The organism is Piscinibacter sp. (genome assembly GCF_047600445.1).
Classification (GTDB): Bacteria; Pseudomonadota; Gammaproteobacteria; order Burkholderiales; family Burkholderiaceae_C; genus Piscinibacter.
The window spans coordinates 365,213-389,236 of record NZ_JASGKT010000001.1 but is presented as its reverse complement, the minus strand read 5'-3'; the positions used below and the strand labels follow the sequence as shown (position 1 = coordinate 389,236).

26 protein-coding genes are annotated in these 24,024 nt (G+C 70.0%); 23 read left to right on the top strand and 3 right to left on the bottom strand.

Translation table 11 applies throughout. The features are described 5' to 3' along the window. Positions 1-43: 43 nt before the first annotated feature. The gene (gatC, locus tag QM792_RS01800; protein WP_415147460.1) at positions 44-343 is read right to left on the bottom strand and encodes an Asp-tRNA(Asn)/Glu-tRNA(Gln) amidotransferase subunit GatC; all 300 of its coding nucleotides are present in this window, start codon (positions 341-343) and stop codon (positions 44-46) included. A 136-nt stretch (positions 344-479) separates the two neighbouring features. Here gatC and QM792_RS01795 point away from each other — a divergent pair, with 136 nt between their 5' ends. The 5 genes from QM792_RS01795 to rodA all read left to right on the top strand — a co-directional run bounded on the left by QM792_RS01795 (position 480) and on the right by rodA (position 6,288). After that, positions 480-1,523 carry a rod shape-determining protein gene (locus QM792_RS01795; protein ID WP_415147459.1) on the top strand — a complete coding sequence of 348 codons (1,044 nt, stop codon included), beginning with the start codon at positions 480-482 and terminating at the stop codon, positions 1,521-1,523. Between the two features lie 39 nt (positions 1,524-1,562). Continuing rightward, complete coding sequence (gene mreC / locus QM792_RS01790) at positions 1,563-2,477, top strand: rod shape-determining protein MreC (protein WP_415147458.1); 915 nt, start codon at positions 1,563-1,565, stop codon at positions 2,475-2,477. A gap of 28 nt (positions 2,478-2,505) precedes the next feature. Further along, a complete protein-coding gene (gene mreD / locus QM792_RS01785) occupies positions 2,506-3,024 on the top strand; it encodes a rod shape-determining protein MreD (RefSeq protein WP_415147457.1) in 519 nt (172 codons plus the stop codon). Positions 3,025-3,127: 103 nt separating this feature from the next. Further along, positions 3,128-5,110, top strand: coding sequence for a penicillin-binding protein 2 (mrdA, locus tag QM792_RS01780; RefSeq protein ID WP_415147456.1), 1,983 nt, complete (start codon positions 3,128-3,130; stop codon positions 5,108-5,110). Positions 5,111-5,133: 23 nt separating this feature from the next. Further along, positions 5,134-6,288 carry a rod shape-determining protein RodA gene (gene rodA / locus QM792_RS01775; RefSeq protein WP_415147892.1) on the top strand — a complete coding sequence of 385 codons (1,155 nt, stop codon included), beginning with the start codon at positions 5,134-5,136 and terminating at the stop codon, positions 6,286-6,288. 6 nt (positions 6,289-6,294) lie between these two features. Here rodA and QM792_RS01770 read toward each other — a convergent pair whose 3' ends face one another. Further along, complete coding sequence (locus QM792_RS01770; RefSeq protein WP_415147455.1) at positions 6,295-7,860, bottom strand: sensor histidine kinase; 1,566 nt, start codon at positions 7,858-7,860, stop codon at positions 6,295-6,297. Positions 7,861-7,870: 10 nt separating this feature from the next. Beyond that, a complete protein-coding gene (locus QM792_RS01765) occupies positions 7,871-8,542 on the bottom strand; it encodes a response regulator (RefSeq protein ID WP_415147454.1) in 672 nt (223 codons plus the stop codon). Positions 8,543-8,674: 132 nt separating this feature from the next. On the opposite strand from QM792_RS01765, the gene recA reads away from it, so the two are divergent. From recA to QM792_RS01675, 18 genes are all read left to right on the top strand, one after another. Further along, positions 8,675-9,718, top strand: a complete 1,044-nt coding sequence (gene recA / locus QM792_RS01760) for a recombinase RecA (RefSeq protein WP_415147453.1) — start codon at positions 8,675-8,677, stop codon at positions 9,716-9,718. 10 nt (positions 9,719-9,728) lie between these two features. Next, positions 9,729-10,214 (top strand): recombination regulator RecX, encoded by a 486-nt coding sequence (gene recX, locus QM792_RS01755; protein ID WP_415147452.1) that lies wholly within the window; start codon positions 9,729-9,731, stop codon positions 10,212-10,214. 111 nt (positions 10,215-10,325) lie between these two features. Further along, positions 10,326-11,486: an ADP-forming succinate--CoA ligase subunit beta gene (gene sucC, locus QM792_RS01750; protein WP_415147451.1), complete on the top strand. Its 1,161-nt coding sequence runs from the start codon at positions 10,326-10,328 to the stop codon at positions 11,484-11,486. Positions 11,487-11,497: 11 nt separating this feature from the next. Continuing rightward, complete coding sequence (gene sucD / locus QM792_RS01745) at positions 11,498-12,391, top strand: succinate--CoA ligase subunit alpha (protein ID WP_415147450.1); 894 nt, start codon at positions 11,498-11,500, stop codon at positions 12,389-12,391. A gap of 136 nt (positions 12,392-12,527) precedes the next feature. Beyond that, the gene (locus tag QM792_RS01740; RefSeq protein WP_415147449.1) at positions 12,528-13,217 is read left to right on the top strand and encodes a TerC family protein; all 690 of its coding nucleotides are present in this window, start codon (positions 12,528-12,530) and stop codon (positions 13,215-13,217) included. 326 nt (positions 13,218-13,543) lie between these two features. Next, a complete protein-coding gene (locus QM792_RS01735; protein ID WP_415147448.1) occupies positions 13,544-14,236 on the top strand; it encodes a TerC family protein in 693 nt (230 codons plus the stop codon). A gap of 32 nt (positions 14,237-14,268) precedes the next feature. Next, positions 14,269-14,718: a hypothetical protein gene (locus tag QM792_RS01730; RefSeq protein WP_415147447.1), complete on the top strand. Its 450-nt coding sequence runs from the start codon at positions 14,269-14,271 to the stop codon at positions 14,716-14,718. A gap of 62 nt (positions 14,719-14,780) precedes the next feature. Next, complete coding sequence (locus tag QM792_RS01725) at positions 14,781-15,983, top strand: serine/threonine-protein kinase (protein WP_415147446.1); 1,203 nt, start codon at positions 14,781-14,783, stop codon at positions 15,981-15,983. Between the two features lie 67 nt (positions 15,984-16,050). After that, complete coding sequence (locus QM792_RS01720; RefSeq protein ID WP_415147891.1) at positions 16,051-16,833, top strand: Stp1/IreP family PP2C-type Ser/Thr phosphatase; 783 nt, start codon at positions 16,051-16,053, stop codon at positions 16,831-16,833. 57 nt (positions 16,834-16,890) lie between these two features. Further along, positions 16,891-17,565 carry an FHA domain-containing protein gene (locus QM792_RS01715; protein ID WP_415147445.1) on the top strand — a complete coding sequence of 225 codons (675 nt, stop codon included), beginning with the start codon at positions 16,891-16,893 and terminating at the stop codon, positions 17,563-17,565. Positions 17,566-17,590: 25 nt separating this feature from the next. Beyond that, a complete protein-coding gene (locus tag QM792_RS01710; RefSeq protein ID WP_415147444.1) occupies positions 17,591-19,699 on the top strand; it encodes a CHASE2 domain-containing protein in 2,109 nt (702 codons plus the stop codon). Then, on the top strand, positions 19,696-20,481 hold the full coding sequence (locus tag QM792_RS01705) for an MBL fold metallo-hydrolase (protein WP_415147443.1): 786 nt from the start codon (positions 19,696-19,698) through the stop codon (positions 20,479-20,481). Before QM792_RS01710 ends, QM792_RS01705 begins: the two co-directional genes overlap by 4 nt. A 93-nt stretch (positions 20,482-20,574) precedes the next feature. Beyond that, positions 20,575-20,829, top strand: a complete 255-nt coding sequence (locus QM792_RS01700) for a type II toxin-antitoxin system Phd/YefM family antitoxin (protein ID WP_415147442.1) — start codon at positions 20,575-20,577, stop codon at positions 20,827-20,829. Then, positions 20,826-21,254, top strand: a complete 429-nt coding sequence (locus QM792_RS01695; protein WP_415147441.1) for a type II toxin-antitoxin system VapC family toxin — start codon at positions 20,826-20,828, stop codon at positions 21,252-21,254. Before QM792_RS01700 ends, QM792_RS01695 begins: the two co-directional genes overlap by 4 nt. Positions 21,255-21,507: 253 nt before the next feature. Beyond that, positions 21,508-22,047 (top strand): pilin, encoded by a 540-nt coding sequence (locus tag QM792_RS01690; protein ID WP_415147440.1) that lies wholly within the window; start codon positions 21,508-21,510, stop codon positions 22,045-22,047. Positions 22,048-22,170: 123 nt separating this feature from the next. After that, a complete protein-coding gene (gene tfpZ / locus QM792_RS01685) occupies positions 22,171-22,944 on the top strand; it encodes a TfpX/TfpZ family type IV pilin accessory protein (protein WP_415147439.1) in 774 nt (257 codons plus the stop codon). Positions 22,945-23,072: 128 nt separating this feature from the next. Next, entirely contained in the window at positions 23,073-23,420 is a 348-nt protein-coding gene (locus tag QM792_RS01680; protein WP_415147438.1) for a hypothetical protein, read from the top strand. Beyond that, positions 23,410-24,021 (top strand): Fic family protein, encoded by a 612-nt coding sequence (locus QM792_RS01675; protein ID WP_415147437.1) that lies wholly within the window; start codon positions 23,410-23,412, stop codon positions 24,019-24,021. The genes QM792_RS01680 and QM792_RS01675 overlap by 11 nt, the downstream gene beginning before the upstream one ends. Positions 24,022-24,024: the final 3 nt, after the last annotated feature.

Sequence of the window (24,024 nt, the reverse complement as noted above, 5' to 3'; positions counted from 1 at the left end):
CCAAGGGGGAGCACGCACGTCTTGAGGCGGCTCGGCGACGCGCTCATTCAATCACCTTGGGCACGAGGAACAGGCCGTCTTCCACCGCCGGCGCGCTGCGCTGGTTGAGCGCGCGCGCGTCGCTCTCGGTGACGGCGTCGTCGCGCAGGCGCGCCGCGACCTCCTGCACCGCCGACAGCGGCGTGTACAGCGGCTCGACGCCGGAGGTGTCGACCGCGCTCATCTGCTCGACGATGCGGAAGAAGCCGTTGAGCTGCGGCAGCAGCGCGGCCCGCTCGGGCTCGGAAAGCTCCAGCCGCGCGAGGTGGGCGATGCGGCTCACGTCCTGGGGGGTGAGGGCCATGGATGGAAAGGCGGAAACAGGGTGAAAACGCGCGGCCCGCACCCCGGGGAATGCAGGCCGATGGGGTATTATCCCCGGTTATCCACAAGCCCTTGCGCAGCGCGCCGCGCTTCGCACCGAAGCGCTTTCCACACCCATGTTCGAATCCTTTCGTCGCTACTTCTCGACGGACCTCGCCATCGACCTGGGCACGGCCAACACGCTGATCTACGTGCGTGGCAAGGGCATCGTGCTCGACGAGCCGTCGGTCGTGGCGATCCGCCACGAGGGCGGCCCCAACGGCAAGAAGACCATCCAGGCCGTCGGCGCCGAGGCCAAGGCGATGCTCGGCAAGGTGCCCGGCAACATCGAGGCGATCCGCCCGATGAAGGACGGCGTGATCGCCGACTTCACCGTCACCGAGCAGATGCTCAAGCAGTTCATCAAGATGGTCCACCCGCGGTCCGTCCTGAAGCCGAGCCCGCGCATCATCATCTGCGTGCCCTGCGGCTCGACCCAGGTCGAGCGCCGCGCGATCCGCGAATCGGCGCTCGGCGCCGGCGCCAGCGAGGTGTACCTGATCGAGGAGCCGATGGCCGCGGCCATCGGCGCCGGCCTGCCGGTGTCGGAGGCCTCCGGCTCGATGGTGGTCGACATCGGCGGCGGCACCACCGAGGTCGGCGTCATTTCCCTCGGCGGCATGGTCTACAAGGGCTCGGTGCGCGTCGGCGGCGACAAGTTCGACGAGGCCATCATCAACTACATCCGCCGCAACTACGGCATGCTGATCGGCGAGCCGACCGCCGAGGCGATCAAGAAGCAGATCGGCTCGGCCTTCCCCGGCTCCGAGGTCAAGGAGATGGAGGTCAAGGGCCGCAACCTCAGCGAAGGCGTGCCGCGCAGCTTCACGATCTCGTCCAACGAGATCCTGGAGGCGCTGACCGACCCGCTCAACCAGATCGTCTCCAGCGTCAAGAACGCGCTCGAGCAGACGCCGCCCGAACTCGGCGCCGACATCGCCGAGCGCGGCATGATGCTCACCGGCGGCGGCGCGCTGCTGCGCGACCTCGACCGCCTGCTCGCCGAGGAAACCGGCCTGCCGGTGCTCGTCGCCGAGGATCCGCTGACCTGCGTGGTGCGTGGCTGCGGCATGGCGCTGGAGCGCATGGAACGCCTGGGCTCGATCTTCACCTCGGAGTGACGCGCGTCGCCGCGCGCGCGTGAATCCGGCAAGGCGGCCATGCCCCTCGGCACCCTCGACCGCACGCCGCCGCCGTTCTTCCGCCAGGGACCGTCGGCGCTGACGCGGCTGATGATCTTCTCGGCGCTGGCGCTGTTCCTGATGGTGGCCGACACGCGCTTCGAGCTGGCGCGCACGCTGCGCGCGGCCATCGCCACCGTGCTGCACCCGATCGAGCGCGTGCTGCTCGTGCCGGTGGCGGCGTGGCGGGGTGGCAGCGACTACCTGATGGGCCTGCAGCGCGCGCTCGCCAAGGAAGAACGCGCCGGCGCGGCGCTGGCGCGCCAGGCCGAGCGCGCCGCGCGTGTCGAGCAGTTGCAGGCCGAGAACGACCGGCTGCGCGCGCTGCTCGAACTGCGCCCGGCGCTGGCCGTGCGCACCATGGCCGCCGAGGTGCTCTACGACGCGCCCGACCCGTACTCGCGCAAGGTGATCATCGACCGCGGCGCGACGCACGGCGTGGCGCCGGCCTCGCCGGTGATCAACGAGGCCGGCGTGCTCGGGCAGGTGACGCGCGTCTACCCGCTGTCCTCCGAGGTGACGCTGCTGTCCGACAAGGACGCGGCGATCCCCGTGCTCAACACCCGCAACCAGTTGCGCAGCGCCGCCTTCGGCGTGCGCAACGGCATGGAGCTGCGCTTCATGGCCGGCAACGCCGACGTGCAGGTCGGCGACCTGCTCGCCACCTCGGGTGTCGACGGCATCTACCCGCCGGGGCTGCCGGTGGCGAAGGTGACCGTGGTCGACCGCAAGATCGACACCAGCTTCGCGCGCATCCTGCTCGAACCGGTGGCGGTGGCCGACGCGGTGCGCCACGTGCTGGTGCTGGAGCCGGTGGGCGTGCAGATGCCGCCGCCGCCGGAGCCGGTGCCCGACGAGCCCGCCAAGCCGGCGAAGCGGGGGACGAGGCGATGACTGGGCCGCCGTCACGGGAGCGCGCGCCATGATCATGCCGCGTGGCGACACCCTGCTGCTGCCGGCGAACCCGCTGTTCGTCTGGCTGACGCTGGTGCTGGCCTTCCTGCTCAACCTGGTGCCGCTCGGCCGCGTGCCGGCGATGCCCGACTTCCTGGCCGTCGTGCTGGTGTTCTGGAACGTGCACCAGTCGCGCCGCGTCGGCGTCGGCGCGGCCTTCGTGTTCGGGCTGGCGATGGACGTGCACGACGGCGCGGTGCTCGGCCAGCACGCGCTGGCCTACACGCTGCTGAGCTTCTTCGCCACCACCGTGCACCGCCGGCTGCTGTGGTTCACGGTGCCGTCGCAGGCGGTGCAGATCCTGCCGCTGTTCTTCGCCGCGCACCTGGTCTCGCTGGTGGTGCGCATGGTCGCCGGCGGCATGTTCCCGGGCTGGGAGCTGCTGCTCGCGCCGGTGTTCGAGGCGCTGCTGTGGCCGCTGGTCACCTGGATCCTGCTGGCGCCGCAGCGCCGACCGCCCGACCCGGACGAGAATCGACCGCTGTGATGACGACCCCCGGCTTCCCGAGTACGGCAAGCCACCCCCCGAGGGGGTGCGGGCCGGCTCGGGAGCGGCCCGGCGCTCGGCCCGCCTGCCGTGGAGCTGCGACGTGACCGAGCTGAAGAACGTCGAGCAGGAACTGTCGCGTTTCAACACGCGGCTGCTGGCGGCCGGCGCGTTCGTGCTGTTCGGCTTCGGGCTGCTCGGCGCGCGCCTGGTGCACCTGCAGATCGTCAAGCACGAGGAACTCGCCACCCAGGCCGAGAACAACCGCATCGCGGTGGTGCCCATCGTGCCCAACCGCGGCCTGATCGTCGACCGCAACGGCATCGTGCTGGCGAACAACTACTCGGCCTACACGCTGGAGGTCACGCCGTCCAAGGCCGGTGAGCTCGAGCCGCTGATCGACCGGCTCTCCGAGATCGTCGAGATCCAGCCGCGCGACCGCAAGCGCCTGAAGCGGCTGCTGGAGGAGAGCAAGAGCTTCGAGTCGCTGCCGATCCGCACCAAGCTCAGCGACGAGGAGGTGGCGCGCTTCACCGCGCAGCGCTTCCGCTTCCCGGGCGTGGACATCAAGGCGCGGCTGTTCCGCAACTACCCGCTGGGCGACACCGGCGCGCACCTGCTGGGCTACATCGGCCGCATCAACCAGGCCGAGAAGGAAGCCATCGAGGAGACCGAGGACGCCGCCAACTACCGCGGCACCGAGTACATCGGCAAGCTCGGCATCGAGCAGAGCTACGAGGCCGAGCTGCACGGCATCACCGGCTTCGAGGAGGTCGAGACCAGCGCCGCCGGCCGGCCGGTGCGGCGCCTGCGCAGCAGCCCGGCGACGCCCGGCAACAAGGTGGTGCTGTCGGTGGACATCAAGCTGCAGGCGCTGGTGGAGCGGCTGTTCGGCGAGCGGCGCGGCGCGCTGGTGGCGCTCGACCCGCGCAACGGCGAGGTGCTGGCCTTCGTCAGCAAGCCGACCTTCGACCCCAACCTGTTCGTCGACGGCATCGACCACGAGAGCTGGAAGGAGCTCAACGAGTCGATCGACAAGCCGCTGCTGAACCGGGCCCTGCGCGGCACCTACCCGCCCGGCTCGACCTTCAAGCCCTTCATGGCGATCGCGGCGCTGAATTCCGGCAAGCGCGGCCCGACGCAGGTGATCTACGACGGCGGCACCTTCCAGTTCGGCAACCACACCTTCCGCAGCCACGGCGACAGCGGGCTGGGGCCGGTGGACATGGTGCGCAGCATCGTCAAGTCGAGCAACGTCTACTACTACTCGCTGGCCAACGAGATGGGCGTCGACCTGATGCACGAGCAGCTCTCGCCGTTCGGCTTCGGGCGCAAGACCGGCATCGACGTCGAGGGCGAGGTGACCGGACTGCTGCCGTCCACCGAGTGGAAGCGCCGCGCCTACAAGAAGCCCGAGCAGCAGAAGTGGTACGCCGGCGAGACCATCTCGCTGGGCATCGGCCAGGGCTACAACAACTTCACGATGCTGCAGCTCGCCAGCGCCACCGCCACGCTGGTCTCCGGCGGGCAGCGCTACAAGCCGCGCTTGGTGCGCGAGGTGGAAGACGTGAGCACCGGCGAGCGCCGCGAGATGGCGCACGCCGAGCTGCCGCCGCTGCCGCTCAAGCCCGAGCACGTCGAGCTGATCACGCGGGCGCTGTACGGCGTCACGCAGGAGGGCACCTCGGTGCGCTCCTACCTCGGCGCGCCGTACAAGTCGGGCGGCAAGACCGGCACCGCGCAGGCGGTGGGCATCCGCCAGAACGAGCGCTACAACGCCGCCAAGCTCGAGGAGCACAAGCGCGACCACTCGCTGTACATGGCCTTCGCGCCGCTGGAGGCGCCGACCATCGCGCTGGCCATCGTGGTCGAGAACGCCGGCTTCGGCTCCGAGGCGGCCGCGCCGATCTCGCGGCGCGTGTTCGACTACGCGATCGCCGGCCTGTACCCCAGCGAGGAGGACATCGCGCTGACGCGCGAGGGCAAGTCCGGCGCGCCGGTGGGCAAGCCGCGCCCGGCCGCCGAAGTGCCGCTGCCCGGCGCGATGACCGTGCTGCCGGCCCTGGTGGCCGGCGCCGCGCCATGAACGCCGGCACCCGCCCCGCGGCGATGAACGTCGCCTTCGAGCGGCCCTCGGTGTGGCAGCGCATCGTGCCGGTGTTCACCGGCTTCGACGGCCCGCTGTCGCTGGCCATCCTGCTGCTGGCCGGCGCCGGCATGGTGACGATGTACTCGGCCGGCTACGACAGCGGTACGCGCTTCGTCGACCACGGCCGCAACATGCTGATCGCCTTCGGCATCCTGTTCGTCGTCGCGCAGGTGCCGCCGCAGCGGCTGATGCGGCTGGCGGTGCCGCTGTACGTGCTGGGCGTGATCCTGCTGCTGGCGGTCGAGTTCGCCGGCATCACCAAGAAGGGCGCGACGCGCTGGCTCAACGTCGGCATCGTGATCCAGCCCAGCGAGATGCTCAAGATCGCCGTGCCGCTGATGCTGGCGTGGTGGTTCCAGCGCCGCGAGGGCGCGCTGCGCGTGCCCGACTTCCTCGTCGCCGCCGCGCTGCTGGCGCTGCCGGTCGGGCTGATCGTGAAGCAGCCCGACCTCGGCACCGCGATCCTGGTGCTGTCCGCCGGGCTGTACGTCATCTTCTTCGCCGGGCTGTCGTGGAAGCTGATCGTGCCGGTGCTGCTGACCGGCGCGGTGGCGATCACCGCGCTGGTGATGTCGGGCGACGCGATCTGCGAGCCCGGCGTGAAGTGGCCGGGGCTGCGCGAGTACCAGAAGCACCGCGTCTGCACGCTGCTCGACCCGAGCAAGGACCCGCTCGGCAAGGGCTTCCACACATTGCAGGGCATGATCGCCATCGGCTCGGGCGGCGTCGAGGGCAAGGGTTTCATGAAGGGCACGCAGACGCACCTGGAGTTCATCCCCGAACGCACCACCGACTTCGTGTTCGCCGCCTTCGCCGAGGAGTTCGGGCTGATCGGCTGTGCCGCGCTGCTGCTGGGTTTCGTGTTCCTGATCTTCCGCGGGCTGATGATCGCCGCCGAGGCGCCCACGGTGTTCAGCCGGCTGCTGGCCGGCGCGATCACGCTGAGCTTCTTCACCTACGCCTTCGTCAACATGGGCATGGTCAGCGGCATCCTGCCGGTGGTGGGCGTGCCGCTGCCCTTCATCAGCTACGGCGGCACGGCGATGGTGACGCTGGGGCTGGGGCTGGGCATCCTGATGTCGATCGCGAAGAGCCGCCGGATGCTGCAAAGCTGAGGCGCGCTACGGCGCCGGCGCGGCTGCCGCGTCGCCGCCCGGCGCCTGCGCCTCGGGCGGCTCGGCGTGCGCGGCCGGGAAGCGCAGCGTGAAGCGCGCGCCGGGGCCGAAGGCCGCGCCGCCCTGGTCGCTCAGGCCCGGGCGATGGCGCAGGTTGGCGTCTTCGAGCTGGATCTGCGCGCCGTGCTGCACGGCGATCTCGCGCACGATCGCCAGGCCCAGGCCGCTGCCGTCGACCTCGGTGCCCAGCGTGCGGTAGAAGGGCTGGAAGACACGCTCGCGCTCGGCCGGCGGGATGCCGGGGCCGGAATCCTCCACCTGCAGCACCACGACCTGGCCGAAGGGGTCGTCGACCAGCCGCACCGTCACCGTGCCGCCCACCGGCGTGTACTGCAACGCGTTGTCGACCAGGTTGCGGATCAGCTCGCGCAGCAGCAGCGGGTTGCCGCTGACCAGCGCCTTGCCCGCGCCGGCCGTGCCGCCGCGGCCGGTTTCGGGGCCCTCGTAGCCGAGGTCGATGCGCTTTTCCAGCGCACGCGGCACGAAGTCGTGCACGGTCTCGGTGGCCAGCCGCGCCAGGTTGACGCGCTGGCGCTGCACCTGCTGCTCGCGGTTCTCGGCGCGCGCCATCGCCAGCAACTGGTTGACCATGTGCGCCGCGCTCTGGCTCGACAGCGCGATCTGCTGCAAGGACTTCTTCAGCTCCTTCGGGTCGCGCTGGCCGGCGTCGATCTCGCGCTGCGCCAGCTCGGCCTGGGTGCGCAGCCCGGCCAGCGGCGTCTTGAGCTGGTGCGCCGCGTCGGCGAGGAAGTGCTTCTGCGTGGCGATCGACTGGTCGAGCCGCGCCAGCAGGTCGTTGATCGCGCGCACCAGCGGCGACACCTCCTCGGGCGCCTCGCGCTCGTCGATCGGCGAGAGGTCGCTGCTGTCGCGCCGGCGGATGCGCCGCTGCAGCTCGTTCAGCGGCGCGATGCCGCGCACCAGCGCCAGCCACACCAGCAGCACCGCCAGCGGCAGGATCACGAACTGCGGCAGGATCACGCCCTTGATGATCTCGGTGGCCAGTCGCGAGCGCTTGCCCAGCGTCTCGGCCACCTGCACCAGCGCCATGCCCGCCTCGACGGGGCGCCCCGGCATCGCCACCCAGACGTAGCCGATGCGCAGGTCTTCGTTGTGCAGCATGCCGTCGCGAAAGCGCAGCTCGCCGGGCGCGCGCGGCTCCTCCTCGGCGGGCAGCGGCAGGCTCAGCTCGCCGCTGAGCAGCTCGCCGCGCAGGCCCAGCACCTGGTAGTGGATCTCGTCGTCCTGGTCGGTGTGCAGCACTTCCGAGGCGCCGCCGGGCAGCGTGAAGCCGGCGCTGGCCTCGCCGTCGGCCGCCTCCAGCAGCACCACCTGCTTGGCCAGCACGCGCGTCATCTCGCCCAGCTCGCGGTCGAACGGCTTGTTGGCGATGTTCTGCGCCACCAGCCAGGTCAGCGCGACGCTCATCGGCCACAGCAGCAGCAGCGGCGCGAGCATCCAGTCGAGGATCTCGCCGAAGAGGGAGCGCTGTTCCCTGGTGCTGCCGGGCATTCAGTTCAGTTCAGGCCGCGATCTTTTCCAGGCAGTAGCCCAGGCCGCGCACGGTGGCGATGCGCACCGGCCCCTGCTCGATCTTCTTGCGCAGGCGGTGGATGTAGACCTCGATCGCGTTGTTGCTGACCTCCTCGCCCCACTCGCACAGGCGCTCGACGAGCTGGTCCTTGCTGACCAGCCGCCCGGCGCGCTGCAGCAGCACCTCGAGCAGCGAGAGCTCGCGCGCCGACAGCTCGATCATCTGGTCGTTGATGTAGGCGACGCGGCCGGTGGCGTCGAAGGTCAGCGGGCCATGTTTGATCACCGACGAGGCGGTGCCCAGGCCGCGGCGCGTCAGCGCGCGCACGCGCGCCTCGAGTTCCTGCAAGGAGAAGGGCTTGGCCATGTAGTCGTCGGCGCCCAGGTCCAGGCCCTTGACGCGCTGCTCGATGCTGTCGGCCGCCGTCAGGATCAGCACCGGCACCGCCGAGCCGCGCGCGCGCAGCTTGCGCAGCACCTCCAGCCCGTGCAGCTTGGGCAGGCCCAGGTCGAGGATCAGCAGGTCGAACTCGTGCGAGGCGAGCGCCGCGTCGGCCTCGGTGCCGCTGCTGACCCGGTCGACCGCGTAGCCGGCGTTGCGCAGCGAGCGCAGCAGGCCGTCGGCCAGGACCTGATCGTCTTCGGCGACAAGGATGCGCATGGTTGTCTCCTAGCGGCCCTCGCCGGGGGCCATCGCCCTCATTGTAGGGATGGGCGAAGATCGGGCCCGCATCTACTGTACAAACATCCAGCTTTTGCGCTACAGTGCCGTCACTTCCCAGGAGAACGCCGCATGGACGCACCCGTCAAAGCCCTCAACACCGAAAAAGCCAAGGCCCTGCAGGCCGCGCTGGCGCAGATCGAGAAGCAGTTCGGCAAGGGCTCGATCATGCGCCTGGGCGAGGGCGAGAAGATCGAGGACATCGAGGTCGTCTCCACCGGCTCGCTGGGGCTGGACATCGCGCTGGGCGTCGGCGGCCTGCCGCGCGGCCGCGTGGTCGAGATCTACGGCCCCGAATCCTCGGGCAAGACCACGCTGACGCTGCAGGTCATCGCCGAGATGCAAAAGGGCGGCGGCACCTGCGCCTTCATCGACGCCGAGCACGCGCTCGACACCGCCTACGCGCAAAAGCTCGGCGTCAACCTGCAGGAGCTGCTGATCTCGCAGCCCGACACCGGCGAGCAGGCGCTGGAAATCGTCGACGCGCTGGTGCGCTCGGGCTCGGTCGACCTGGTGGTGGTCGACTCGGTGGCCGCGCTGACGCCCAAGGCCGAGATCGAAGGCGAGATGGGCGACTCGCTGCCCGGCCTGCAGGCGCGGCTGATGAGCCAGGCGCTGCGCAAGCTCACCGCCACGATCAAGAAGACCAACACCATGGTCATCTTCATCAACCAGATCCGCATGAAGATCGGCGTGATGTTCGGCAGCCCCGAGACCACCACCGGCGGCAACGCGCTGAAGTTCTACGCCTCGGTGCGCCTGGACATCCGCCGCATCGGCTCGATCAAGAAGGGCGACGAGGTCATCGGCAACGAGACCAAGGTCAAGGTCGTCAAGAACAAGGTCTCGCCGCCGTTCAAGACCGCCGAGTTCGACATCCTCTACGGCCAGGGCATCAGCCGCGAGGGCGAAGTGATCGACATGGGCGTCACCCACAAGATCCTCGACAAGAGCGGCGCCTGGTACGCCTACGCCGGCGAGAAGATCGGCCAGGGCAAGGACAACGCGCGCGAGTTCCTGCGCGAGAACCCCGAGCTGGCGCGCGAGATCGAGAACAAGGTGCGCGAGGCCGTGGGCATTCCGCAACTGCCCGCCGACGCCGCCGCCGAGAAGTGACGGGCGCGTCGTGGCCGCACCGCCGCGCTCGCTGAAGGGGCGGGCGTTGCAGTGGCTGGCTCAGCGCGAGCACAGCCGCGCCGAGATGCAGCGCAAGCTGCTGCCGCACGCGCGCGCGCTGGCGGCCGAAGCGCCCGAGCCCGGCGAGGTGATGGCGCGCGTCACCGAAGTGCTCGACTGGTTGCAGGCCCACCAGTACCTGTCCGAACGGCGCTTCGCCGAGTCGCGCATCCACGTGCGCGCCGCGCGCCACGGCAACCTGCGCATCCGGCAGGAACTGGCCCAGCACGGCATCACGCTCGACGCCGATGCGGCGCAGGCCTTGAAGTCCAGCGAGTTCGAGCGCGCCCGCGAGGTCTGGGCACGCAAGTTCGGCGCGCCGGCCGCCGACGCCGCCGGCCGCGCCCGGCAGGCGCGCTTCCTGACCGGCCGGGGCTTTTCGCCCGAGACGGTGCGGCGCGTGCTGCGCCAGTCCGGCACGCCCGGCGACGACTGATCCGGCGCGCCGGCGCGGCGCCAGCGCGCTGTCAGCTTTGATGCAAAGCAGCATGCTACATTGCGCGCCGTTCGCCGCCCCTCCCCTCCTTTCCGCAAGCGAGACAATCCCATGAAGATCCACGAGTACCAGGGCAAGGAAATCCTGCGCCAGTTCTCCGTGCCGGTGCCGCGCGGCTACCCCGCGTTCAGCGTGCTGGAGGCCACCGAAGCCGCGCAGAAGCTCGGCGGCCCGGTCTGGGTGGTGAAGGCGCAGATCCACGCCGGCGGGCGCGGCAAGGGCGGCGGCGTCAAGCTCGCCAAGAGCCTGGACGACGTCAAGGCGCTGGCCGGCCAGATCCTGGGCATGCAGCTCAAGACGCACCAGACCGGCCCCGAGGGCCAGAAGGTGCGCCGCCTCTACATCGAGGAAGGCGCCGACATCAAGAAGGAGTACTACGTCTCGCTGGTCACCGACCGCGCGACGCAGAAGGTCGCCTTCATCGCGTCCAGCGAAGGCGGCATGGACATCGAGGAAGTCGCGCACAGCAGCCCCGAGAAGATCATCACCGAGACGATCGATCCGCTGACCGGCCTGTCCGACGCGCAGGCGAAGAAGATCGCCGCGGCGATCGGCCTGCCCGAAGGCTCGCACGCGCAGGCGGTGACGCTGTTCCAGAACCTGTACCGCTGCTACATGGAGACGGACGCCTCGCTGGTCGAGATCAACCCGCTGAACTGCGACAGCAAGGGCAACCTGATCGCGCTCGACGCGAAGTTCAACTTCGACTCCAACGCGCTGTTCCGCCACCCCGAGATCGTCGCCTACCGCGACCTCGACGAGGAGGACCCGGCCGAGATCGAGGCCAGCAAGTTCGACCTCGCCTACATCCAGCTCGACGGCAACATCGGCTGCCTGGTCAACGGCGCGGGCCTGGCGATGGCGACGATGGACACCATCAAGCTGTTCGGCGGCGAGCCGGCCAACTTCCTCGACGTGGGCGGCGGCGCCACCGCCGAGAAGGTCACCGAGGCCTTCAAGATCATGCTCTCCTCGCCCAAGGTGAAGGCCATCCTGGTCAACATCTTCGGCGGCATCATGCGCTGCGACACCATCGCCGAGGGCGTGATCGCCGCGTGCAAGGCGGTCAACCTGAGCGTGCCGCTGGTCGTGCGCATGAAGGGCACCAACGAGGAGCTGGGCAAGAAGATGCTGGCCGATTCCGGCCTGCCCATCATCAGCGCCGACACGATGGCCGAAGCCGCGACCAAGATCGTCGCGGCCGTGAAATAAGGAGCACGCACATGAGCATCCTGATCAACAAGGACACCAAGGTCATCACCCAGGGCATCACGGGCAAGACCGGCCAGTTCCACACCCGCGGCTGCCAGGCCTACGCGAACGGCAAGAACTGCTTCGTCGCCGGCGTCAACCCGAAGAAGGCCGGCGAGCACTTCGAGGGCATCCCCATCCACGCCAGCGTGAAGGACGCCAAGGCCGCCACCGGCGCGACCGTCAGCGTGATCTACGTGCCGCCGGCGGGCGCCGCCGACGCGATCTGGGAAGCCGTCGAGGCCGACCTCGACCTGGTGATCTGCATCACCGAGGGCATTCCCATCCGCGACATGCTGATGGTGCGCAACAAGATGAAGCGCAAGGAGGCGCAGGGCGGCAAGAAGACCTTGCTGCTGGGCCCCAACTGCCCCGGCCTGATCACCCCCGACGAGATCAAGATCGGCATCATGCCCGGCCACATCCACAAGAAGGGCCGCATCGGCGTGGTGTCGCGCTCGGGCACGCTGACCTACGAAGCGGTGGCGCAGCTCACCGAGATCGGCCTGGGCCAGAGCAGCGCGGTGGGCATCGGCGGCGACCCGATCAACGGCCTCAAGCACATCGACGTGATGAAGGCCTTCAACGACGACCCCGACACCGACGCCGTCATCATGATCGGCGAGATCGGCGGCCCCGACGAGGCCGACGCGGCGCGCTGGTGCAAAGCCAACATGAAGAAGCCGATCGTCGGCTTCATCGCCGGCGTCACCGCCCCCCCGGGCAAGCGCATGGGCCACGCCGGCGCGCTGATCTCGGGCGGCGCCGACACCGCCGACGCCAAGCTCGCCATCATGGAGGAGTGCGGCTTCAAGGTGACGCGCAACCCGTCGGAGATGGGCCGGCTGCTGAAGTCCCTGCTGTGACGCGCCGGGGGCGCGCGCCGCGTTCGTAGTTGTACGAACGCACCCGGTCGGCCGAGCTGCCTAGAATCCAGGCAGCTCGCAAAAAGGAGGGCCCGCGTGGCCCTCCGCTCCATTCCGACAAACGGGCCCTCCTGCCATGGACCTCTCTTCCGGCGCCTTCTGGGCAGCCCTCGGCTCCATCATCCTCGCCAACGTGGTGCTGTCCGGCGACAACGCCGTGGTGATCGCGCTGGCGGCCCGCTCGCTGCCGCCGCAACAGCAGAAGAAGGCGATCTTCTGGGGCAGCGGCGCGGCCATCGTGATGCGCATCGTGCTGACGCTGATCGCCGTCGAGATGCTCAAGTGGCCGTGGCTGAAGGCGGTGGGCGCGGTGCTGCTGGTCTACATCGGCGTCTCGCTGCTGCTGGAGGACGAAGGCGAGGGCGACGGCGGCCACGAGGCCGGCGGCATGGTGGCGGCGATCCGCACCATCCTCGTCGCCGACCTGGTGATGAGCCTGGACAACGTGCTGGCCGTCGCCGCCGCCGCCAAGGGCGACACCGTGCTGCTGGTCATCGGCCTGGCGGTCAGCATCCCGCTGATCATCTTCGGCAGCACGCTGCTGCTCAAGGTGATGGAGCGCTTCCCGATCATCATCACGCTGGGCGCCGCGCTGCTCGGCTTCCTGGCCGGCGAGATGCTGCTCACCGACCCGGCGGTGACCGAGCGCTTCGGCACGCTGTCGCACGAGGTCGTCAACGCCGCCGGCGTGGCCGGCGCGGTGCTGGTGGTGGCCCTGGGCACCTGGCTGCAGCGCCGCGCGCGGCGGCGCGCCGACGCGGCCTGAGAGGCCCCCGGGGCGTCCGGTCTTCGGTAATCCCTCACTTGCGCCGTGGTCCGGGGCGCCTATACTGCGCCGCTAGAAGGGGAGTAGCTCAACTCCATCGCACGCGCCCCCGGGAGCGTGCGCCAAGGTTTCGACAGATCGCCAATCCGAAGCGCAAGCTTCCGGTCTGTCGGGCAACAACAAACGACTTCAGCCGAGCAAGACCTTCGATGCAAGCCGCATGAGCGGCAGGATCGAAGCCGTCTCGCCTCGCACAAGGGGCCGCTCCCTCGTTCCTGTCGCCCATCCGGTTTGCACCGTTGTCGTGCAACCCGTTTGGAGCCGTTATGGAACTTTTCACCGCTTCGTGGTGGTCAGCGCTGCTGGCCATCGTGCTCATCGACCTCGTGCTGGCCGGCGACAACGCCATCGTCATCGCGCTGGCCGCCCGCAACCTGCCCGCGCACCTGCAGAAGCGCGCCATCGTCTGGGGCACCCTCGGCGCCGTGGTCACGCGCAGCGCGATGACCATCGGCGTCGTCTGGCTGCTGCGCATCCCGGGGCTGATGCTGGTCGGCGGCCTGGGCCTGGTCTGGATCGCCTACAAGCTGCTCGCGCCCAGCGAGGGCGGCGGCGAGCACGCGCCGCAGGCCCACACCTTCTGGGGCGCGATGAAGACCATCGTCATCGCCGATGCGCTGATGGGCGTCGACAACGTGCTCGGCGTGGCCGGCGCGGCCAAGGGCAGCTTCGACCTGGTCGTGATCGGCCTGGTGATCAGCGTGCCCATCGTCGTCTGGGGCAGCACGCTGGTGCTCAAGCTGGTCGAGCGCTTCCCGGCCATCACCTATATCGGCGCCGGTGTGCTCGCTTACACCGCGGGCCACATGATCGTCAGCGAGCCGCTGCTCAACCAGGTCTACGACCCGAGCCTGGCCGGCCGCATCGCCACCTACGCGGTGCTGATCGTCGGCGTGCTCGCCGCCGGCTGGTGGGCCGCGCGGCGCGCCGAGGCGCGCAACGCCGCGTCGGCCACATGAATCCCCTGTCCGCACACGAGAGGAGCCCCGAGATGGAAAAGATCGTCGTCTTCGTCAACGATGCGGAGCATGCGCTGCACATCGTCCAGCCGATGCTGCCGGGCAGCGCGCCCACGCACTGGATCATCGTCGCCACGCCGCCGACGCTGACGCGCCACATCGGCCGCTGGGTGTCGCACTCGGCGCGCCAGCAGTGGCTGGAGCGCTGGAGCGGCGAGCTGTTCGCGCGCCTGGAGCCGGTGCTGCGCGAAGCCCCCGGCAGCAAGGTCGAGAAGATGATGGTCAAGCGCCCGCTGGTCGAGGTCAGCGAAAAGCTGAAGACGCGCCTGGGCGCGGTGCGCTTCCTCGATGCGCGCCGGCCCAAGCTCGGCAAGACCGACGAGCCGGTCAGCGCCGACCAGCCGGCCGCCGAGCAGAGCCAGTGGGCCTACCCGGTGGCCGCCACCGCCGGGCTCAGCGCGATGCTGACACTGGCCGACTGACGCCGCGCCCCGCCGCCGCGCTCCGGCTTCCGGGGCGCGGCGTGTGCTAACTTCCCGCCCCAATGGGCGTGCTGTGGTTAGTCTCGGTCCCGCTGGTGGCCGCGTACCTGTTGTGGGGCTTGCCGCGCCTGGGCGCGCGCCGGGCCGGGCTGCTGACGGCCGCCGTCGTGGTGGCGGCCTGCGTCGGCGCCGCGCTGGCCGGCGCGATGTGGCCGGTGGCCGCGGCGCTGGTGCTGCTCGCCGGCCATGCCGGATACGAACTCGGCGCCTCGCGCGCACGCCGCGCCGACGCCCCGGCTGCCGCCGCGCCGCCCGCGCCTGAGGCCACGCGGCCGGCCGGCGCGATGCCCGCCACGCTCGGCCGCTACCGCATCGAAAGCGAGATCGGGCGCGGCTCCATGGGCGCCGTGTACCTGGGGCGCGACCCGCAGATCGGCCGCCAGGTGGCGATCAAGACCCACGCCCTGGGCCGCGAGTTCGGCGCCGACAAGCTCGGCGAGGCGCGCGAGCGCTTCTTCCGCGAAGCCGAGACCGCCGGCCGCCTGCAACACCCCGACATCGTGACCATCTTCGACGCCGGCGAGGCCGACGGGCTGGCCTGGATCGCGATGGAATACGTGCGCGGCGTCGACCTGCAGCGCCACACCGCGCCGGGCCGGCTGCTGCCGGTGCCGCAGGTGCTGGAGATCGGCGCGCGCGTGGCCGAGGCGCTGTCGTACGCGCATTCGCAGGGCGTGGTGCACCGCGACGTCAAGCCCGCCAACGTGATGGTCGACCCCGAGGGCGGCGCGGTCAGGGTGATGGATTTCGGCGTCGCGCGCATGGACGACGCCAGCCGCACGCGCAGCGGCATCGTGCTGGGCACGCCCTCGTTCATGTCGCCCGAGCAGATGGCCGGGCGCCGCGCCGACGGCCGCAGCGACCTGTATTCGCTCGGCGTCACGCTGTTCCAGCTCCTCACCGGCACGCTGCCGTTCGAGGGCGGCAGCATGGCCGAGCTGATGCGCCGCATCGCCACCGAGCCGCCGCCCGACCTGTGCAGCCTGCGCCCCGAGCTGCCGCGCGCGCTCGCCGACGTGGTGGCGCTGGCGCTGGAAAAGCGCCCCGAGGTGCGCTACGCCGACGGCTTGCAGATGGCGCAGGACCTGCGCGCGGTCGCCTCCGCGATGCTGGCCCCGGTGGGCGCGCCGGACGTGAAGGATGACGCGTTCGAGAAAACCGTGACGCTGGCCCGCGTCGAACCAAGGCACAATTCCGCATCATGAGTGAGCGCGCCCGGCGCTCCCGACCCGGCCGCTTCCCGCCATGTCCCTGCCCGACGCCGACTCAAACATGCCCCTGGAGTTCTTCTGCGCCACCGACACGGGCCGGGCGCGCAGCAACAACGAAGACTCGGTGGCGGTCGACGACGCGTCGCGCCTGGTCGTGCTGGCCGACGGCATGGGCGGCTACAACGCCGGCGAGGTCGCCAGCGGCATGGCCACCTCGTTCATCAAGACCGAACTGGGGCGCTGGCTGGAGGAGGCGTCGGACAACGCCTCCGACACCGACGTGCGCCGCGCGATGGACATCTGCGTCGACAACGCCAACCGCGCGATCTTCAACGCCGCCAACTCCAACCCGCAGTACGCCGGCATGGGCACCACGCTGGTGGTCGGCGTGTTCCGCGACGGGCGGCTGCTGATGGGCCACGTCGGCGACTCGCGCGGCTACCGGCTGCGCGGCGGCCGGCTGGCGCAGATCACGCACGACCACTCCTTGTTGCAGGAGCAGATCGACTCGGGCCTGATCACCGCCGAGCAGGCCGCCTTCTCGGCCAACAAGAACCTCGTCACGCGCGCCGTCGGCGTCGAGGACACCGTGCTGCTCGAGACGCACCTGCACGACGTGATGCCCGGCGACGTGTACCTGCTGTGCTCCGACGGCCTGTCCGACATGCTGGACGACGAAAGCATCGCGCAGTTGTTGCAGAGCAGCGACGCACTCGGTGAAGTGGCCGCGGCCCTGGTGGACGCCGCCAACGACGCAGGCGGAAAGGATAATATCTCGGTCGTGCTGGCGAGGGTGCGCGGCCCGGCCGGTCCGGCTCGATCGTGGTGGCCCTTCCGTCGGTGACGCGGCCCGGGGACGAGAACAGAACCGAAAACACACGAGATCACGAGGACAACGAGCATGGGCAAGCTGGTCGTTTCACTGGACGGCGTGGTGATCAAGGAAGTGCAGATCACCAAGGACAAGACCACCCTCGGCCGGCGGCCCTACAACGACATCGTGATCGACAACCTCGCCGTCAGCGGCGAGCACGCCGTGCTGCAGATGGTGGGCGCCGACGTCTTCATCGAAGACCTCAACAGCACCAACGGCACCTACATCAACGGCAAGGCGGTTAAGAAGCAGCTTCTCAGCCACAACGACACGGTCGAGATCGGCAAGTACAAGATCAAGTACCTGGTCGAAGACGGCACCGACTACGAGAAGACCATGATCATGAAGCCCGGCGCGGCCCAGCCCGCCGGCTCCGCGCACGGCTACCAGCCGACGCAGGCCTTCGGCGCCTCGGCCTTCGGCACGCTGGGCGGCGGCTCCGGCCCGGCCTCGATCAAGGTGCTCAACGGCGCGGCGGCTGGCCGCGAGGTCATGCTCACCAAGGTCGTCACCACCGTCGGCAAGCCCGGCGTGCAGGTGGCCTCTATCACCAAGCGCCCGGGCGGCTACGTGCTCGCCCACGTCGAGGGCGCGCTGCGGCCCACCGTCAACGGCAGCCCGGTGACCGGCGAGACCGTGCAGCTCAAGAACGGCGACGTCGTCGAGCTGGCCGGCACGCAGATGCAGTTCGTGCAGGCCTGACGCCGCCGGCCCGACGCGCGCCCCGATGCGTACCGGCGCGCTGCGCTGGGCCCTGCTGGGCATCGCGCTGGCGCTTTCGCTGATGCATGCCAGCGGCCTCGTGCCGCTGCGCTTTGTCGAGCAGCTCGACTTCGCCATCGACGACGCGCGCCTGCGCGCCACGCTGCCGGGCAGGAAGGATGCGCGCATCGTCATCGTCGACATCGACGACGCCAGCCTCGCGCGCATCGGCCGCTGGCCCTGGCCGCGCGAGCGCATCGCGGCGCTGGCCGAGGCGCTGTTCGAGCGCCAGCGCGCCGCGCTGGTCGGCTTCGACCTGGTGTTCTCCGAACCCGAGGCGGGCGGCGCGGGCGATGCCGCGCTGGCGCGCGCGCTGGCCGGCCGGCCGGCGGTGCTGGGCTACTTCCTCACCGACTCCGCCGGCGCGCCGCGCAGCGGCGTGCTGCCGGCGCCCGTGCTCGACGCGCCGCTGCCCGGCGCGCCGGCCTGGCGCGGCTGGGCCGCCAGCATCGCGCCGCTGGCCGCCGCGGCGCCGGCGGCCGGCTTCTTCAACGCCCTGCCCGATGCCGACGGCGTGCTGCGCAGCCTGCCGCTGCTGGCCACGGTGGACGGCGCGGCGCGCGAATCGCTGGCGCTGGCGATGCTGCGCGTGCACGCCGGCCGGCCGGCGGTGCGGGCCCTGCCCGGCGCCATCGAACTGCAGCAGCACGGCGCGCGGCTGCGCATCCCGCTCGACGCGCGCGGCGCCGTGCGCGTGCCCTACCGCGGCGCCGGCGGCGCGCGCGGCGGCTCGTTCGACTACGTTGCGGCGGCCGACGTGCTCGAAGGCGCGCTGGCCGACGGCGCGCTGGCCGGCAAGCTGGTGCTGGTGGGCTCCAGCGCGCCGGGCGTGTTCGACCTGCGCAGCACGCCGGTGGCGGCGGTCTACCCCGGCGTCGAGGTGCATGCCAGCCTGCTGTCCGGCCTGCTCGACGGCCGCGGCCCGGTGGCGCCCGACTGGTCGCGCGGCTACGCAGTGGCGCAACTGCTGGCCGTCACCGCGCTGCTGGCCCTGCTGCTGCCGCGCCTGCGCCCGGCGCGCGCCGCCGCCGCGACGGTGGCGCTGGCCGTCGCGCTGGTGCTGCTCGACCAGTGGCTGTACCGCGTCCACGGCCTCGCGCTGCCGCTGGCCGCCGCGCTGCTGCTCACCACGCTGGTCTACGCCGGCATCACCGGCTGGGGCGTGGTGGTCGAGGGCGCGCGGCGGCGCGGGCTGGCGAAGCTGTTCGGCACCTACGTGCCGCCGGAGCTGGTGGCGCAGATGGCGCGCGACCCGCAGCGCTACGGCATGCAGGCCGAGAACCGCGAGCTGACCATCCTGTTCTGCGACATGCGCAACTTCACGCGCATCTCCGAGGCGCTGCCGCCCGAGGAGCTGCGCGCGCTGATCAACCGCTTCTTCTCGGCGATGACGCAGGAGATCCGCGCCCACCGCGGCACGCTCGACAAGTACATCGGCGACGCGATCATGGCCTTCTGGGGCGCGCCGGTGGCCGACGCCGACCATGCGCTGCACGCCGTGCAGGCGGCGCAGGCCATGCTGGCCCGCATGGACGGGCTGAACCGCGCGCTGCGCGAGCGCGGCCTGCCCGAAATCGGGCTGGGCATCGGCATCAACACCGGCCTGGTGTGCGTGGGCGACATGGGCTCCGACATCCGCCGCAGCTACACCGTGATGGGCGACGCGGTGAACCTCGCCTCGCGCATCGAGGCGCTGACGCGCGTCTACGGCGTCGACATCCTGCTCGGCCAGGGCACGCGCGAAGCCATCGGGCAGCGGCTGCCTCTGGTCGAGGTCGACCGCGTGCGCGTCAAGGGCAAGCAACAGGCCGTGACCCTTTTCACGCCGCCCTTGCAGGCCCATGCGGCGCAGGCCAGATTTGCCGACGAAGTGCGACTTTGGAGCCTTGCCTTGGCGCACCACCGGGCGCAGCATGCCCAGCAGGCGCTGGATTCGCTGGCCGCGTTGCGAGACGGGTTCGGCGATTCGGCGTTGAGTGGGCTGTACGCCCAGCTCGGCGAGCGCATCCGGCGCTGGGCCGAACACCCCGAGCCGCCCGACTGGGACGGCACCCGCACCTTCGACAGCAAATGATCGTCAAAGTCCTCGGCTGTTCCGGCGCCATCGCGGCCGGCAGCAGGACCACGTCCTTCCTCGTCGACGACGACGTGCTGATCGACGCGGGCACCGGCGTCGGCGACCTCGCGCTCGAGGCGCTGGCGCGCATCGAGCACATCCTGATCAGCCACTCGCACCTCGACCACGTGCTGGCCATCGGCCTGCTGGCCGACAGCGTGATGCGCGCGCGCCGCGCCGCCGGGCGCGGGCCGATCCGCGTGCACGCGCTGCCCGAGACGCTGGCCGCGCTGCGCGAGCACATCTTCAACGGCGTGATCTGGCCCGACTTCACGCGCCTGCCCAGCGCCGAGCATCCGGTGCTGCAGTTCGTGCCCTTCGCGGTGGGCAACCAGATCGAGGTGGCCGGCAAGCGCATCGAGGTGATCAGCGCCTCGCACACCGTGCCGGCCTGCGGCTTCGCCGTCGACGGCGGCGAGGCGGGCTGGTGGGTCTACACCGGCGACACCGGCCCCAACCCGGCGCTGTGGGTGCGCCTGCGCCACATGAAGATCGCCCACCTCGTGATCGAGACCGCGTTCAGCGACGAGGAGCGCCAGCTCGCCTACATCAGCCGCCACCTCTGCCCCGCCGCGCTGGGCCACGAGCTGGCGCAACTGCCCGGCAGCGTCGAGGTGCACATCACGCACATCAAGCCCGGCGAGACCGAGGCGGTGATGAGCGAGATCGGCAAGCTGGCCAGCGGCCACCGCATCCGGGCGCTGAGCGCGGGGCAGGTGATGCGGCTCGGCGAGGCGTAGCAAGACCGCACAGCCCGAGCCGGCGCTGGCGGAGCGTCGAACAAGCAATGTAGTAACATTCCTACATTTCTTGATTCGTTCAGGAGTTGCGCCATGACCATCACCACCCTCTCCAGCCGAGAGCTGAATCAGGACGTGACCCGGGCCAAGAAGGCGACCCGCAGCGGCCCAGTGTTCATCACCGATCGCGGCAAGCCCGCGCACGTGCTGTTGAGCTTCGAGGACTATCAGAGGCTGACCGGACAGCGACGCAACATTGCCGATGCGCTGGCAATGCCCGGCATTGCTGACATCGAGTTCGAGCTGCCACGTGTGACCCTTCGCGCCCGGCCGGCTGATTTTCGATGATGTACGTGCTCGACACCAACGTGCTGTCCGAGCTGCGCAAGGTGCGGCTCGGCAAGGCCGATGCGAACGTGGCGGCGTGGTCGGAAAGCGTCGATGCGGCCGACCTCTTCGTGTCGGCCATCAGCATCATGGAACTGGAGCTTGGCGTCCTGTCGGTCGAACGCAAGGACGCAGCCCAAGGAGCCTTGCTGCGCTCGTGGCTCGATCAGCACGTGCTGCCCGAGTTCGCCGGGCGCACCTTGCCCGTCGACACTGCCGTGGCGCAACGCTGCGCCCGGCTGCACGTGCCCGACAAGCGCGGCGAGCGTGACGCGCTCATCGCGGCGACGGCGCTGGTGCACGGCATGGCGGTGGTCACTCGCAACGTGGCCGATTTCGAGCCGACGGGAGTGAGCCTCGTCAACCCGTGGGAAGCAATGTCGTGAACACCCTGCAGGGCGCGCTGCCACACTGAACAACGGGCCCGCGGGCCCTTTTTTCGTTGGATCACAAGGACTTGGCGCGGGTGACCATTTGCGTCAGCCGCGACCGGACCGGTCCGGCCAGCCGAACCGACTGTGACTGTTTGCGTCAGCGGTGCGGCCGCAATTCACGGAATTTCGGGCCGATTTCGATGGCACGCCCTTCGCAACGGAGAAAGCCGTGTCCCTCCCCAACCTCTCTTAGACAGGAGTTCTCATGAAGCGTCGTATGCAACAGGGTTTCACCCTCATCGAACTGATGATCGTCGTGGCGATCATCGGCATCCTGGCGGCGGTTGCGCTGCCGGCGTATCAGGACTACACGATCCGCTCGAAGGTCACTGAAGGTCTGGCCCAGGCCAACGGCGCGAAGACGGTGGTCTCCGAGACCTTCGGCTCCAACGGCGGCTTCCCGGCGGGTGCCACGTTCACCCCCTCTGCTGCGACGGCCGCTGCCTGCGTCAACACGGACCACTGGTGCTTTGTCGTGACGAAGAATGTGTCATCGGTTGCTATCACCCCGGCCAATGGCGAGGTCACGGTCACGTTCGACACGACGGCCACTGGCATCCCGCAACTGGGTGCTGCCAATACCCTGACCCTGGTGCCGACGATCGGCGGCACGGCGCTGGCCGCTGCCAACGCCACCGGCAACATCGACTGGCACTGCAAGAGCGCTGGCTCGACCTTCGCTGTCGGTACCGCGGGCACGCTGCTGGCCCGTTATGCCCCGGCCCAATGCCGCGGCGCGGTCTAAGGACTGGCTGACAGGAAAGGTTGCGGCCCTGCGCCGCAACCCGCCCAGACAACGGCGTGCCTCGGCACGCCGTTGTCGTTCCGGCAACGCGTTTTGCATCCGCACCCCTACACTGCGCGACCCATGACCGAGTCGAGACTCATTGCGCTCAAGGATCGCTTCGTCGCTGCGGGCTGGCACCTGGCGATTTCCGCGTTGCTGGCCGCCGCCTGCGCAGCCCTGGTTTTCGGGCTGTGGTATCCAGGCGCTTTTCGCCTGCTGGCGGGCGGCCAGAGCCTGTTCCTGTTGGTCGTCAGCGTCGACGTGGTGCTCGGCCCCCTGCTCACATTCGCGGTATTCAACCGCGCCAAGGGCTGGCCGCACCTGCGTCGCGATCTGGCCGTGATCGGCGCACTGCAACTGGCCGGCCTTGTGTACGGATTGCACACGGTCTACATCGCGCGCCCGGTCGCGCTGGTCTTCGAGGCCGACCGCTTTCGCATGGTCTCCGCCCTGGACGTCTACGAGCCCGAACTGCCAAAGGCGCGAGTCGAATATCGCAAACTTCCGCTGACAGGCCCGTGGATGCTGGCCACGCGCGACGCCGAGGCGGGTGCCGAAAAGTCGGATGCCCTGATGATGGCCTTGGAGAAGGGCTTTGACATGGGGCAGCGGCCCCTGTTCTGGGAGCCCTACGACGCGTTCAAGTCGGTGGCGGTTCGGCGCGCACGTCCGATGAAACTCCTGCTCGATCGCTATCCGGCGCAATTGAACCAGATGGCGTCCGTGTTGGCCAAGCACGGGCTGGCCCCCGACGCGGCGCGCTTTGCGCCCGTATTGGCGCGCGGCGACTGGGTTGCCGTGCTCGACGCGCAGGGCAACATCGTCACCTTCCTCGAGGCGGACGGGTTCTTCTGATCGCTCCGAGTAGCGCATATCGGATCGGCGGTGTACTAGCTGCGCCGCACATCATTCGCTCCCCGTGCGGCGGAACACCCTGAACGAATGACGGCATAATTGCATTTCGACATCATTGGAAGTCGAGCATGACAGCCAAAGCCGCGCCCCTGCGGGCCACCACCTTCCGCCTGACACCCGAGAACGAAGAAGGCCTGCGCCTGCTGCACGCCGAACTCGGGCGGCCGCTGAACAAGCTCGTGAACCAGGCGGTGGCCGAGTACATCGAGGCGCAGTCGGAGAGCCTGGAGCGCAAGCTCGAGCAGACGCTGACGAGCCTGAAGGCCTATCGGCGCCGCGATCCGGGCTTCAGGAAGGCCATCGAGGCGTTCGCCGAAGCCGAGGCCGCGCTCGACGATCCGGCCGAGGGGCACGTATCTTCCCTTCCCGAAGGCCCCGCGCTGACGCTCGTGCGCGAGGCGCTGCGTGGCGGCTGACTGGGAAGAGGACTCCCCGCGGCTGCGCGGGAATCTCATCGAACTGCTGGAGACGCTTGCCGACGCGGCGCCCGCGCGCCACGCCATCGACGTCCAGGCGGTCAAGGCGTGGCATCGCCGGACGATGCAGGGCCTGCGCGTGCCGGATCCGGCGCTGGTCGGTGTGTTCCGCGGCGAGCCGGGCGCCGAGCGCCTTCGCGTCCACGTCGGGTCGCACGAAGGCGTGCCGCCGGCGCAGGTGGCCGGCGAAGTGGGGCGCTTCGAAGCGACGCTGGCGCGCGTGTTGGCGCGGCTCGACGAGATCGTCCCGGCGGGCGCGGCGTTGACCACCGACGGCGCCGCCGCCGTCGTCGAACTGGCCGCTTGGGCGCACGGCGAATGGGTGCGCATCCATCCGTTCTGCAACGGCAATGGCCGCACGGCGCGCATCCTCGCGAACGTGATCCTGATGCGCTACGGCCTGCCGCCGGCGCTGCGGCTGAGGCCGCGCCCGGAGGGCCGCTATGCCGTGGCGTCGTTCGAGGCCATGCGCGGCAATCACCAGCCGATGGTCGCGGTGATCGTCGAAGCGCTGAGGGACCAGACGGCCCCGCCGCCGTAGCCC